Source organism: Clostridium sp. LIBA-8841, assembly GCF_034439435.1.
Taxonomy (GTDB): domain Bacteria; phylum Bacillota; class Clostridia; order Clostridiales; family Clostridiaceae; genus Sarcina.
Map to the genome: position 1 here is coordinate 496095 of NZ_JAPCKJ010000001.1, position 14934 is coordinate 511028.

Here is a 14934-nt window from a genome sequence, read left to right on the forward strand (position 1 = left end):
ACTGATTCTTTAATGAAGCAATTCCTCCTTCTTTTCTATAATGTTTATCCTCTTCAAATACTAAGCTTTCCCTTTTGTTATTTTATTTATTATTTAGGCTCTGTTTTAGGTGGATGTTGATTTAAAGTTATCTTTTCAATTTCCACAAAGGTATCATTATATGTTATTTGTCCTCCCATATCAGAAATACCTGATTCAGTTAAAAAGTTTGGATTACCATGCTTTCTCCACCATCCAACATACATAAGTACCACATAATCTTGTACTCCTTTATCTAAAGAACACTTTAATGTTATTTCTCCCTTTGATGACTTAAGTTTAATTTTTTCTCCCTCACTTATATTAAACTTTTTCATCATTTCTTCGTTTAAATATGCCTTTGCTATTCCATCTATATCTATATAATGTTGACTTGATAAAGAATCCTTAGAATGATTAGTAAGTAACCTAAACTTATTTGTGTCTTCATTTAAAACTTCATCTTCTCTTTCAGCTATATTAGATATATAAGTTGGAGTTAAACTTCCACCTTCCTTTAAAGCTCTTTCAGAAGCAATCTCAAACTTTCCAGAAGGTGTTTTAAACTTTTTATCTTCCCAAGCTATATCATTATAAACTGTAAAGGACTCCTTCTTAATTATATCTAAAGTTATATCTTTATTGTATCTTTTTAATGGTTCAATAATCTTATTTAAATACTCTCTTTTTGAAACTAATGGATAACCCTTTATATTCATCCTTTTTGCTAATTCCATAAAAAAGAAATATTCATCCATAAGTTCTTCTTTAGGCTCTACAGCTTGCTCATTATAAATTAAATATGGATTAGTCATTGAACTAAATACCATGTCCTCACTTTCTAAAGTATTAGTACAAGGTATGAATAAATCACATTTTAAAGCTGTATCTGTCATAAACATATCAAAACAAACTTTAAAATCTACCTTATCTAAGGTTTCACTTAATCTATTTAAATTAGGAAGTTGATTCATAAGATTGCTATTGGCTATTACCATCATTTTTATTGGAGCATTTGAATCCCCTTTATTTAAAGAATATTTTTTCGGTGTTTCTATGAACTCATTTATATTAGAAACATAGAACTCTCTGTTTTTCCCAAAGCTTTCACTTTTAAATGGGTCTAGATCTAGTATTCTAGTTAAAACTTTATTTGCGTAATTTACTCCTCCACCTTTAACTCCAATTTGACCAGTTAAAGCACCTAATGAATCAATAGCTCTTATGGTATTTCCTCCATTTTTATATTTTTGCATTCCATATCCTAAATATATACTTGAATTTTTTTCACAATACATTTCAGCAAGTTTATTTATTTCCTCTATAGATATTCCACATTCCTTACTTAAATACTCTAAATCGAATTCTTCTAAATGCTTTTTGTATTCATTAAACCCTAAAACATAATTGCTTATAAAATCATCATCTTGAAGATTTTTAGAGATGATTATCTTAGCCATTGCCATTGCTAAAGCTCCATCTGTTCCTGGCTTAACTTTCACATGAATATTTCCAAGCTTTGCACTTTGAGTATTTATAGGATCTATAACTATTATTCTGCTTCCATTTTTCTTAGCCTTATTTAACATAGACATTGTATGTATTGTTGTATACGCAGGATTTTTTCCCCATAAAAATATATTTTTACTATTTAACATATCTTCTATAGAATTAGAAATAGAATCTCCAAAATCATATTTTTGCGCTCTCATACCAGCACTCCAACAAGGCCCACCTATAGCTTTACTAACTCCTCCATAAAAGTTGAAAAACACATCCTCTATTCCCTTGAGAATTCCTCCACTTCCATATTGATTGTAATATAGTATGGATTTCGAGGAATACTCTCTCTTAAAAAATTCAAGTTTTTCCTTCATTATGTTTAATGCCTCTTCAAAGGTAATTTCCTTCCATTTACCATTGCTCTTTAGAAGAGGTGTATAAATTCTCTCCTCATGATTTAATCTTCTTAAATGTGCTATTCCCTTTTTGCATATAATTCCCTTAGTAAAAGGGTTGTCCTTATCTCCTTCAATTTTTATTACCTTATCCTTTTCTTTATAAACATTAAATTTGCAACAATCAAAACAATCTAAAGTGCATCCATGACTTAATATTTCCATAAACATACCTCCCCACAGCTTTTTTATCCCTGTCCTTCTAATTGGTAATTAAATATACTCATTAAATTTTCTATCTCTAAAAAAACTTATGCACATAAAATTGTGAACATAAAATAAAGTTCATTTTTAATTTAGTCTAATTTTATATGAAGAAGAATCTATTAACAACCATAAAATGAAATTTAATTTGTAGAAAGTAAAAATTTCCTCTAACTTTTTAACACTCTAATTTTAATTTATATATCTTTTAATATACTTTTAGTTTAATAAAATTTATTTTTAATTCTATAAACTATATAAAATTAATCTTATCCCTGCCCCATTTATTAAAGCTATAAAATCCAAAATTATTATTTCTAATATTTTAACAAAACATATTACTTACAGATTAAATTTCGAATAATATTCATATTTTCTAAAAAATCTAAATTATCTGACAGGGAAAATTAGCGTAATTTCTTAAATTTAGTCAAAATTTATGATAAATTTCTATTTTTAAAAGCAGATTATTCGTATATAATATAAGTGACAATATCTTTAGTATTTACGATTGTAAAATATTTTAAATATGCATTGAGAAGGAGATAGACGAATGAACGAACAAAATCATGGATTAGGAATTATAGCTTTAGAAAGTTGTACAGACCTTGGTAACGCTATAGACAAGCTTATACAAGAAAAAAGAAATTGCAAGGATTCTTTTTTAATCAAAACTGATGAGATAAGATTCTCTAACGGTGAAGGAAAAGTTAAAATACCTGAATCTGTAAGAGGAAGAGATATTTATATCCTTTGTGACATAGGTAACTATAGTTGTACATATAAAATGTTTGGTTTTGAAAACCATAAAGGACCAGATGAACATTTCCAAGATATAAAAAGAACTGTTTCTGCAATAAGAGGAAAAGCTAGAAGAATTACTGTAATAATGCCTCTTTTATATGAATCAAGACAACACAGACGTAAAGGAAGAGAGTCTTTAGATTGCGCCTTAGCACTTCAAGAACTTGAAAGATTAGGTGTTGATGAAGTTTTAACTTTTGACGTTCACGACCCTAACGTTCAAAATGCTATCCCACTAATGTCATTTGAAAACTTCTACCCAACTTATGATATAGTTAAGTCTCTAATTCATAACGAAAAAGATTTAGAGCTTGATAAAGAAAAATTACTTGTAATCAGTCCAGATACTGGAGCAATGGACAGAGCAATTTACTACTCAAGCGTATTAGGAGTTGACGTCGGTTTATTTTACAAAAGAAGAGATCATTCACGTATAGTTAATGGTAAAAACCCAATAGTTAAACATGAATACATGGGAAGAGATGTTGCTGGTAAAGATGTTTTAATAGTTGATGATATGATAGCTTCTGGTGAATCTGTACTTGATATCGCTCAAGAACTTAAAGAAAGAGATGCTAGAAATGTATATGTAGCTACTACTTTCTCATTCTTTACTGAAGGTCTAGAAAAATTCAATAAGTTCTTCAATGATGGAATAATTAAGAGCGTTTATTCAACAAACTTAACTTATATTCCAGAAGAAGTAAAAGATGCTCCTTGGTTTAAATCTGTTGATTTATCTGACTTCATAGCTAGAATAATAAATAGATTAAATTATGATAAATCTGTAGCATCATACATGGATGCTACTCACATAATCAAGAGATTACTAGAAGAGAAATAATTCCTTAATTTTAAAAAGGCTCTGTTTAATTAAACAGAGCCTTTTTCTCATCTATTTAAATAAGAATTCTACAGCTTTCTTTGCCTCTTTATCATTAAAAGCATTGTTATAAATTTCATCTAATTTATTTTTAATTTCCTCACCTTTTGCTAAGAAGGCAGTTCCCTTTCCAACTTGATTTTTATAATTCAAAGCAAGTTTTGCAATTTCTTCCTTGTGAATCTTATCAACATCATCTTCAATATATGAAGTATAAACATCTATGATTTCGTCCTCTTCCTTACTTGGGAAGTATTCATGAGGTGCTGTACTATCAAAGATTGCAAAATTAAGTTCTCTACTTATAACCATATCCTTACTATCTGGATCAAATGCACAAGAATAAAATTCTACATCATAACCTAAATCAGATACTTCTTTTGCTATTTTTTTAAGCATAGTTGATTTTCCTGTTCCTGCTCTACCCTTTATAAAATATCTCTTAACACCTTCTGTTATGTTAGGTACGAAATCCTTTGACCCAGTAGGTGTTGCTGCACCTAAATATCTCTCTACAATTTTACCTGGCTTTTCTTTCTTAAGAGCATTTTCTGTTAACAGTGCAATTATATGCTTCGTAAGCTTATTCGCTTTATTAATATTTATATAAGGGAAATAAATGTCTTCCCAGTAATCATGTATCTTTAAAGCCTTTCTATATTCCATATGGGCATTACTCATACATTGAGAAAACTCATCTTTTAAAGTTTTTATTGTTTCTTCATTTTTACTAATTTTATTTTTATCTAGAAATATATCTAAGTCTATTACTTCAATATTATCTCCTATTAAATTCATAACCCCATGAAGAGGAGTACCATTTACTACAGCAATTTCCTCTTCTTTTAATATTATTCCTTCCATTTCATTATTATCTATAGAACTAACAATAACGTCTAAGTTAAACTTGTCACTATATTCATCTATGAGCTCTTTTATAATAGCGGTCTTAAATATATTGCTTCCTCCATTTAATGAATATATTTTTTTTATCCCTTGAAAAATAGAGTTATAAAGTGGTTTAAATCCCTTTGATGTATTTGCTGCTCCATAATAATAAGTTACATTCTTCATTTTTTTCTCCTTAATATCTAATATATCGCTCTTAACTTATTATATTTTCTTAACTGTAAATAAGTTCCAGAACAAAAAAGTTGATTTTATTAAATAATAAAATCAACTTTTGAAATAAGGAGCATTATAACTTATATTACTCTGCAATTAATATTTATTTTTAATTAAGTAGTTTGTGTACTACTACTTTGTGAATTACTACTTGTATTTGAAGAATTAGAATCATTTACAGGTGAATTTTTTATTACCTTAAATGCATACCCATGATCTTTATAAAATTTTATTATTGAAGGCAATGCTTGTACAGTTTCTTTCTTCGCTGCTGCATCATGCATTAATAAAATTACATGATTTAAAGAATCAAGATTTTTAGCTGAGTTTTGAACATATTGCTCTACTGTATAATGTTTTCCAGTTGCATCTCCAGTTTCAGCATCCCAATCTATACTAACTATATTATCCTTTGCAAAAGCTTCATCTAGAGCTTTTAAATTAGGATCTCTATAATATCTTCTAGACATATATCCACCCGGCATTCTAACAACTCTAGCATTAAAGTTATTTCCTAATACGCTCTTCATTATTTCATTAGTTTCATTTAATTCACTCATAAATTTATTTACATTTACTGAATTTCCTGGATATAATGTTTTATAATCATGTGAAAAACTATGACCTGCTACAGCATTTCCTTGATCAATTTCTTCTTTTAACAGCTCTTGATTTTCTTTATTATCTTTTAAAGCTGACCCTATATCAAAAAATGTAGCATGTACATCTTCTTTTTTTAAAATTTTTAATATTTCTTTTGTATTTTCGCTTGGACCATCATCAAAAGTTAAAAATATTTCTTTATCAGTATTAGTAGATTTTCCTTGAAGCATTTTTTCAACTTCATCTGCACTGACAGCATAAGAATCAGCAGCATAAATTATATTTCCATTTGGCATTATATCTGTTGGTTTTGGTTTCTCCTCTTTTTTAGCCTCTTCTATATTATTCTTAGTTGAAGCTAATGCTTTTTTGCTAGAGTTGTGATTTTCTAAAGCTTTAATACCAAACCCTAAACCAACTATTATAACAACACCAACCACAACCGTTGCTATTCTTCTTTTAACATACTTTTTATGTTTTTCATCACTCGTTCTATTACGCACAAAATTCATCTCCATGTCTATATAAATTAAATATTAAAATCTCCTAATATCTATATTAAAACTTTAAAAGATCTTTTTTGTTACAAATTGTTTAAATTTAATTCATATTAAATTCAGCTACAAAAGGAACTTAAAAGAATATCTTCTTTTAAGTTCCTTTTTCTTATTTCTTTTCGTTATTATACTTAATAAAAATCAAACTTTTTTTAATACATAAGCTGCTTTATCTTTTATTGTGTAATTACCACAGACTTTATTTATTATCTCTCTACTAGCAACTTCTTTATTAACCATTATTCCCCATTCACCTTTTGGAAGAGTTAAATTAAACTCATTATCACTTCCATTGAAAATTACTATAAATTCATCATTTTCATCTTTTAATCTATATGCAACTACACCTTTTTCTTTTATGCCTAATTCTTTTTCTATAAATGAAAGTTTTTCTCTTATTTCTTTACTATTATTTAATCTAAATAATTCATATTCTTTTCTTAAGTTGATTAATCCTCTATAATATTCAAATAGACTCTTATATTCTATTTTTCTTGTCCAATCAATTTTATTTACAAAATCATTAGAATTATAGCTATTTTCAATAAATTCTCCCTTTTCATTAACTTTACTTCTCAAAAGTTCTTCTCCTGCATGAATAAATGGTATTCCTTGAGAAGTTAAAACTATAGCTGCACTTAACTTATTCATATCTATGATTTTTTCCTCTGAAGCATTTTCACATACAATTCTTAACTTATCATGTAAAGTATTATTATCATGAGCTGAAGAATAATTTATTGTTTGATAAGGTTCATTTGCCCAAGACTCATCAGAATAATTTACTTTTTTATAATCTATTTCTTTGTGATAGGTAGCTGCAACAATTCCAAACTTTATGCTCTCTTCAAAATCATTGCCTCCATTTACAAAGCCACCCTCTTTAAGCTTTGAAACATGCCCCTTTATTCCATCTCTCATATCATCGCTAAATGCAGCTATTTGTAAATCCCTAAACTTACCTACATTGCATTTAAAGCATGCCTCTTCTTTAGGCAAAGGTGACTCTCCTCCATTCCATCCTTCCCCATATATTAGAATAGACGTATCTATTTTATCCATTTCTTTTCTTATTTCTTTCAGTGTCTCTATATCATGTAATGCCATTAAATCAAATCTAAAACCATCTATATGATATTCCTTAGCCCAATACTTTAAAGAATCTATCATATATTTTCTAACCATTAATCTTTCTGAAGCTAACTCATTTCCACATCCTGAGCCATTTGAAAACTCTCCATTTTTGTCTTGTCTATGATAATATCCTGGATATGAAAGATTTAAGTTAGAATTTTCTCCTGAATAGGTATGATTATATACCACATCCATAACAACTCTTATACCAGCTCTATGAAGCTTTAATACCATTTCTTTAAACTCTTTTATCCTTGCTTCTCCTTTGTAAGGATTCTTTGAATATGATCCTTCTGGCACATTATAATTTACAGGATCATATCCCCAATTATATTGAGGTTCATTTAATCTTTCTTCATCAACAGATCCAAAATCAAATGCTGGCAAAAGGTGTACATGAGTTATTCCCAATTCTTTTAAATGATCTAAGGTTGTTTTGACCCTAGTTCCTGGAATTGTAGTTTTTTCTTCTACTACACCTAAAAACTTACCTCTATTTTCTATAGTAACTCCTGAACTTTCATCAATGGAAAAATCTCTTATATGCATTTCATATAAAATTGAATCTATAACTTCTTTTAATTCCGGTCTATAATCCGCTTTCCATCCTATAGGATTGGTTTCTTCTAAATCTATAACCATTCCTCTATATCCATTTACTCCCAAAGCTCTGCAGTATGGATCTACAAAATCATGCTCAAAATTTTCTCCTACAATATGATATTTATAATAAACTCCATTTAAGTCTCCTTCTTTTATAATTTCCCAAACTCCATTTTCTTTCTTATTAAGTGAATCTTTTTCTATTAAACTATCTGTATTACCATCTCTATAAAGCAATAACTCTAAACTCTTAGCTTCAGGTGACCATACTCTAAAAATAGTTTTATCTTTACTATATGTCGCTCCAAGTTCGCCACTATAATAAAATTTATTATTGAATTCTTCAGAATTAAAATTTTTTCTCATAAAACACTCTCCCTTTTCTCGGTAACGTTTCCAATAGATTGTATATAAATTACAATTCATTTAATTTAATTATATTAAAGCATTAATTAAATTTCAACTAAAACTTAAATATTAGTTCTTATTTATATGCGAAAAAAATATTCTAATAATATATTCTTAATCTATACGAGGTACTAATCCATGAAATATTTTCATTATATTCTAGAACCACCTGATAGTTTTTTTAAGATTATAATAACAATATTAATATCCGTAATTTTGATTCTAACATTTTTCTTGAATAACATTTTTATAGCCATTGTTGATGGTTCTTCCATGGAAAATACCATACATGATAATGATATACTAGTTATAAATAAAAAAGCATATTCTATTTCTTCGCCTCAAAGATATGACATAGTAAATGTGTATGCTCCATATAAATATGATAATTTTTTAGTAAAAAGAATTATTGGACTTCCTGGAGATGTTATAGAAATAAATGATTCCATTCTCTATATAAATGGAGAAAAAGTTTATGAACCTTATATAAAAGAAGAAATGAATATCCCCTACTACTTAAAGCTAAATATACCTAAAGATAAATTCTTTATTATGGGAGATAATAGAAATATAAGTTTAGATTCCAGATATTTTGGTTTAATACAAACTGAAGATATTCAAGGTAAGGTAATATTAAAATACTGTCGTAAAAATCATAAATTTAAATTGTTCTAAACAGTTATTTTATAGCAAGAATGTTGTATCAAAAGTAAAAATAAAACTTATAAATATATTTTAAAAATAACTAAATATTCCTTTAATACTATTTATAAGTTTTATTATTCAAAGTTTTGATACAGCACCTTTATATTCTAATAATTAATAAATATATTAACTATCATTTAAATCATAACTTGTTGCTAAAATAAAATTTTTAATATTTTTAATTAATATTTGTAGTAATGCCATCCTTTACTTCTTTAACTTTCCAAGATTCCTTATCAACAAGATATTGGCTGATTAATGCTGGTTCTGGTTTTCCCTCTGGAGCATAAAATTTATTTATAATAAATCCATAACTTCCATCACCTAAATCATAAACTTCATTGGATTTAAGCTCTAAATATTGATCTTTTTTTACAACTCCAAGATTTTTTACTACTTCTAAAGCCTTTTCTTTTTCTTCCTTTGCTTTTTTATTTTTTTCAGCTATTTCTTTATTTTTTTCTTCATTCTTTTCTATCTTTTCGTCTAAAACCTTCATTTTAGAATTTCCGCTATCAATTAGCTCCTTAGCATTATCACCTAAATAAGAAACTTCTTCAATAGATGTACTCAATAGTTCCTTAGCCTCAACTATACTTCCTTCATTCTCTAAAGCTGTCACCTTGTCCATATTTAAATTAAAGTTATCTATAGCATTTTTATCTTTACTTATTTCTTCATTTAATTTTGATATATCCTCCTTAATTAGATCTGCATTTTTATTTTCTTCCACCTTGTTTAAACTTTCTAAAGCCACATCTAATTTGAACTCATCATAAGCTTTGCTTGCAATTACATAATTATATGTTAATTCATATAAACTTTCGGCCACATCTTTATCTTTTGAATCCTCTTCACTTGCAGCTTTAAAAATTGCTGTCGCCTCTTCATAATTTCCTTTTTTAATTTCTTCTTTTCCTTGGTCTATTAGACTTTTTCCGCCACATGCAACTAAAAGACTTAGAATAAATGTTAAAACAAATACTACACCTAATTTTTTTCTCATCCCTTTATTTCTCTCCCCTATATACTTTTAAATTACTTTAGTTGTTTAAAAATAAATTAGGCAGAACCATCTACCTAATTTATTTACTAAATATTATTTTTTATATTCTATATATGCTTTTAATATTTCACTAAATTTTTCATCTTTTAAGCTACTAATTAAAACCCCAACAACCTCATAACTTGAAGTTGCCTCATTATTTAATCTTATTGATTTTATTATTTTCTCAACATCTTCTGTTATTATCTTTACATCTGATTTGTTAAGAGTTAAGTTTAAGTCATTAGCCGCATTTGATAAGCTTGTTGATAATTTTTCAATTTTGAATTCTTCAATTCTACCATCTTTTTTTATTATGTTCACTAGTGAAACCCTCCCATTAATATTAATCTAATTTATTAATTCTCAAGTTAAGTATAACATTTACATTTTCTTCTTAAAAGAAAAATTTTATACTTAAGATTTAATAAAAAATGGCTAGACTATTATTTATAAGTCTAACCATTAAACATAATATAAATTACTATTTTACTTCTAAAACATTAGTGGAACTTAATATTTTATCATACTTTCCTATTTGACCAACTGAAATCTTATTAATACTTGAAGGAATATCACTTATTGTTAAAGTGTGATTATCTACAAAATTAGTTTCAACAATCTTACCATTTATAATAATTTTACTTTTATAATTAAAATTATCTCCTGTTACTGTTAATGTGTTATTGCTTATGTCATAATTGTTTAAAACTATCTCATTTATACCTAACTTCATATTAGTTTTCTCATATTGTTTTTTGTCTGCACTTAAAAAATATTTATTACCAAATAACATATCATATTGAAGTAATTCAAATTCTTTATTATAATCTGGCTTTTCTTTATATGCTTCATGGAATGTAGGCATAACTCCTGAAACCATATTTAACTTATCTAATATATATGTTGTAAATTCCTCAGCTTCCATATTTACATTTTCCTTTTGTAAGCCAATATTATCCCATATAAAGAAGTCAGTTAAATATTTATTTCCATCTTTTAATACACTCTCATCCTCATTTATTACTTTTAATGATGGTAGATGATCTCCAAACATTGCTATTACAGTAGGCTCTCCTGAAGCTTCTACATAGTCAACAAGTTCTTTTATATACTCGTCAACCCCTCTTAACTTATCAACATAGCATTGAATTTCATTTCTCTCATCTTCAGTTAAATTTCCATCTACTGTGTAATTATCAAAATCTGAAGATGAATATCCACCATGACTTTCTACAGTTATATTATAAATAAACTGTGGTGTTTCATTGTCAGCCAATATTTGTTCTACAGGCTTAATATTTAAAACATCCTCTGGATATTGCCACTCATCATTATTAGGTTTGTCCATATACTCCATAGGAACATATGTATCAAATCCTAAGTTAGGAAATACTGTATCTCTATTATAGAAATTCCCTTCATAATTATGTATAACACTTGTGCCATATCCATAATCATGTAATATGTAAGCCATGCTCTCTACTGGCTGTTTTTTTAATATGTTGTTATTAGGTATTTCTCCAACTGGTAAATAATCTGTGCTTAATCCTGTTAAAACTTCGAATTCACTTCTAACAGTTCCACCACCATAAGTAGGAACCTTTAAAAATCCATGAGTTGACTCTTCTGCGATTCTTCTAAAATTAGGTATTGGATCCTCATTAAAAGTTAATCCTTCTATTCTATTTAAATCCATAAAAGACTCTAATTGAACTATTATAATATTAGGCATTTCTGCTGGCTTAGTAGATGCCACTTTAGCATTTACACTAGCAACTTGTTCCTCTTCAATTATATTGTCTCTTATATTATCAATAGATGCTTTGCTATAATTAGCTGGTTCTTTCACTTCAAATCCTGCTGCCGTATTTAAAAATGAATACACAAATCCATTTTGATGATATGAAGCTGGTAAATCCCATCTATATATTTCTATTCCATCTTTTATACTTCCATAGAAACTTCCTGTGACAATAACAGCTAAAGGAACAATTATTAAACCATATAAATTAAAGACTTTATTTTTACTCTTATATCTTTCACTAAACCATAATGCTACTATTATTACTACTATTGCTATTAAAGCTATAGCAATATATTTTAAAGTTCCAGAGTTCAAGTAATTTTCTGCTATTGCTATTCCATCTTTTATAGAGAACATATCAGCCCATATAAGTGGCGATCCTCTAAAACCTACTATTACTCCACTCGCTATATAAAATCCCATAATTATTATGCTTATGATTCCATAAACCATTCTAGTCTTTTTAAATAAAAATGCTATTGAGGTAATTACTAAAAATATTAAGTAATTTAATATAAATAGTTCTCGACTATTATTAAAGAAATTTTTTCCATTTTCAATAGATCCTCTATAAAATGACTCTCCCAGAAAAACCAAAAGAAATGATAAAGTAATCCAAATAAATAGATTGATTCCTAAATTCTTTAAAGTTTTTTTATTTCCTAAAAGCTCTTTAAAATATTTCTTATTCATTTACTGCCTCCCTTAATAAGTGTAATAAATGAGACTTAATTCAGAATTAAATTTATTTTTCTAAACATTAACTCATTTTAATCTTAAGCTTATAGTAAATTAGTTCTTGTTTATACAATTTTAAAACATTAAACCATTAAACCATTAGATAAATTAAAACTCTCTCTATGAACTATCTCCCAAAATAAATTTTTTAAACTTAAAATTTATAAAACTTTATATTGATTATTCTAACGTATTTAAGCTTTTTATACTATTTAAAATTTGTTAATATTTATTAAATGAATATTATTCTTACTGATTAATATATTGCATTTATTATATATTTGTTCATATTTTGTATCTTATTGTAATTTTATTGTTCCACATTTAATCTTATTGTAACGTTTTTTTCTTAAACCTTCCTACCCATATTAACTTTTTATTCATATTTTATTAATATTATTCTTTTAATAATATTAAGTATCAAATCTAAATATTTTTATTGTCTAAAAATACCTTACCAAAAAATTTATCAATAAATTTGTTTTTTTAGTATTAATCTATCAACATATTAAATTCTCATATTTAATAATTAAATGATAATATGTTAATTATTAAGTAATTACTAAGGAGATTAAAATGGACTTAAAAAAACTTTTTTCATTTAAAATTAAACCCATAAATAAAAAATTAGAAAAAGTAGCAAGCTCTTTTTCTTTAATAATTTTAATAATTTCACTTGCTTTAATATTTTATTGTATAATAAGTAACTTCCTACACAACATTTCTTATGGCTCATTAAAAGATATTAGAAATACAATTGGTGAAATCAGTGCCTATATCTTTGGATTCTCTATAGCTATGTTTATAGTAAGACGTATATTAAAATATATTCAACCTTCTAAATTAGAAAAAGAAGAAGACTTCTTTTCTAAATCTCCTCTCTTTAAACCTTTAGTAGATAAGTTTAAAAAACTAGATTTAACTTATTTTAAAAAAACACTTCAATATCTTGCAATTTTTCTTAGACAATAGCATATTCCACTATCATTGTTAGCTTTTGCACTCATAATAATACATGGCTATATTGGGTTACATTTTGGAATAATAAAAAATAATTTAAGTTTTAAAATTGGGTATTATCTTGGCATTTTAGCTTTAACAGATTTAGTTGTTCTTATTATATCTGGAATATTCAGAGCTGCTAATAAGGGAAAAAAACTTCATAAATTCTTAGGAATATCCTTTATAATATTAATGCTTTTACATATAGCAATAATTTAATAAAGCTCTGTTTTAGATCAATGTTGGTTTTCAGCTAACCTTCAAACCTAGCTAAAAATCAACACCACTTTAAAACATAGCCTTTAATAAAGTAAGCTGGCATATCTTTAAATGATATGTTAGCTTATTTTATGTAACATCGTTTCTTTGTTTCTATGAAAAATTCCAAATCATTCAAAAACTGAAAAAGCATTGCTCTATTTTCGAATTCCTCTCTTGTTACTGGGAGTTCCTGTCCACTTAAATCTTTTCTCAACCTATTTAATCTATTTATTAATATATTTACATTAACTTCTTTTCCTATAACTGAGGCTACTTCTTCAGTAAAATTAGCCACTAGTTCTGTCTGTTTAACTGTAATAGATATTCTTGAAAAATGTTCTCTCATATATTCTAATATTTGAAATTGAACTTCTCTCATCTCTATGTAATTGACATAATATCTAACGTCAGAAAATAAGTAGTTATTAAAATTATCATTAGCTCTTTTCTTAGCAATGCATAATCTATTTTCAAGTTCATTAAAAAGCCTTTGTTGATTTATAGAGACACTATGAGTTCTTAAAGAATATGCCATATCCATAAAAATTTCTTTTATTTTTTCTGATATATAATCTATATCCTCTTTTATTTTTTCTTCATTTTTAGGCATATAACTATTTAATGCCAAAGCTACTAAAACTCCTACCAACATAAGTCCTAACTCATTTAATATCCAATAAGTATTTACCTGCTTCTCTATTAATAGATGGGTTACTAAAACAGAACTTACCACAATACCATCAGTAACCTTCAACTTTACCGTTGAAGGAATAAATATTAAAAGGTATATTCCAAAAACAACTGAATTAAAGCCCAATGTTAAAAATAAAATTGAAGAAATCATTAAAGCTATAATAACAGATTCAATTCTTTTAAACGCTATTTTTAATGATTCTCTCTTTGTACTTTGAATGCTTAATATAGTAATAATCCCTGCTGAAACCCAATAACTTAATCCTAATTCTTTTGCTATAATCATAGCTATTACCGTACCTATACTAGTTTTCCATGTTCTAACGCCTATAAATCTCATTTTTCAACTCCCTATTATCCAATCTTATAAAGTTTTTTATAGATTA

At 26.8% G+C, this 14934-nt stretch carries 11 protein-coding genes; 3 read left to right on the plus strand and 8 right to left on the minus strand.

Annotated elements, in window-relative coordinates:
- Positions 1–89 precede the first annotated feature (89 nt).
- Positions 90–2141: a molybdopterin-dependent oxidoreductase gene (locus tag OIF33_RS01955; RefSeq protein ID WP_322502545.1), complete on the minus strand. Its 2052-nt coding sequence runs from the start codon at positions 2139–2141 to the stop codon at positions 90–92.
- Between the two features lie 592 nt (positions 2142–2733).
- Between OIF33_RS01955 and OIF33_RS01960 the strand changes: the two genes are divergently transcribed.
- Positions 2734–3828, plus strand: coding sequence for a ribose-phosphate pyrophosphokinase (locus OIF33_RS01960; protein WP_322502546.1), 1095 nt, complete (start codon positions 2734–2736; stop codon positions 3826–3828).
- Between the two features lie 51 nt (positions 3829–3879).
- On the opposite strand, the gene OIF33_RS01965 is transcribed toward OIF33_RS01960, so the two are convergent.
- The 3 genes from OIF33_RS01965 to pulA form a co-directional block, all read right to left on the minus strand.
- A complete protein-coding gene (locus OIF33_RS01965; protein WP_322502547.1) occupies positions 3880–4941 on the minus strand; it encodes a PRK06851 family protein in 1062 nt (353 codons plus the stop codon).
- A gap of 164 nt (positions 4942–5105) precedes the next feature.
- Positions 5106–6107 (minus strand): polysaccharide deacetylase family protein, encoded by a 1002-nt coding sequence (locus tag OIF33_RS01970; protein WP_416173346.1) that lies wholly within the window; start codon positions 6105–6107, stop codon positions 5106–5108.
- 186 nt (positions 6108–6293) lie between these two features.
- Positions 6294–8255 (minus strand): type I pullulanase, encoded by a 1962-nt coding sequence (pulA, locus tag OIF33_RS01975; RefSeq protein ID WP_322502549.1) that lies wholly within the window; start codon positions 8253–8255, stop codon positions 6294–6296.
- A gap of 180 nt (positions 8256–8435) precedes the next feature.
- Here pulA and lepB point away from each other — a divergent pair, with 180 nt between their 5' ends.
- On the plus strand, positions 8436–8972 hold the full coding sequence (gene lepB, locus OIF33_RS01980) for a signal peptidase I (protein WP_322502550.1): 537 nt from the start codon (positions 8436–8438) through the stop codon (positions 8970–8972).
- Positions 8973–9180: 208 nt separating this feature from the next.
- Here lepB and OIF33_RS01985 read toward each other — a convergent pair whose 3' ends face one another.
- From OIF33_RS01985 to OIF33_RS01995, 3 genes are all read right to left on the minus strand, one after another.
- Positions 9181–10008 (minus strand): hypothetical protein, encoded by an 828-nt coding sequence (locus OIF33_RS01985; protein ID WP_322502551.1) that lies wholly within the window; start codon positions 10006–10008, stop codon positions 9181–9183.
- A 93-nt stretch (positions 10009–10101) separates the two neighbouring features.
- Complete coding sequence (locus tag OIF33_RS01990) at positions 10102–10371, minus strand: ATP cone domain-containing protein (protein ID WP_322502552.1); 270 nt, start codon at positions 10369–10371, stop codon at positions 10102–10104.
- Positions 10372–10531: 160 nt separating this feature from the next.
- Positions 10532–12547 (minus strand): LTA synthase family protein, encoded by a 2016-nt coding sequence (locus OIF33_RS01995; RefSeq protein WP_322502553.1) that lies wholly within the window; start codon positions 12545–12547, stop codon positions 10532–10534.
- Between the two features lie 621 nt (positions 12548–13168).
- Between OIF33_RS01995 and OIF33_RS02000 the strand changes: the two genes are divergently transcribed.
- A complete protein-coding gene (locus OIF33_RS02000; RefSeq protein WP_322502554.1) occupies positions 13169–13564 on the plus strand; it encodes a hypothetical protein in 396 nt (131 codons plus the stop codon).
- Between the two features lie 373 nt (positions 13565–13937).
- Here OIF33_RS02000 and OIF33_RS02005 read toward each other — a convergent pair whose 3' ends face one another.
- Positions 13938–14888 carry an aromatic acid exporter family protein gene (locus OIF33_RS02005; protein WP_322502555.1) on the minus strand — a complete coding sequence of 317 codons (951 nt, stop codon included), beginning with the start codon at positions 14886–14888 and terminating at the stop codon, positions 13938–13940.
- Between the last annotated feature and the right edge of the window lie 46 nt (positions 14889–14934).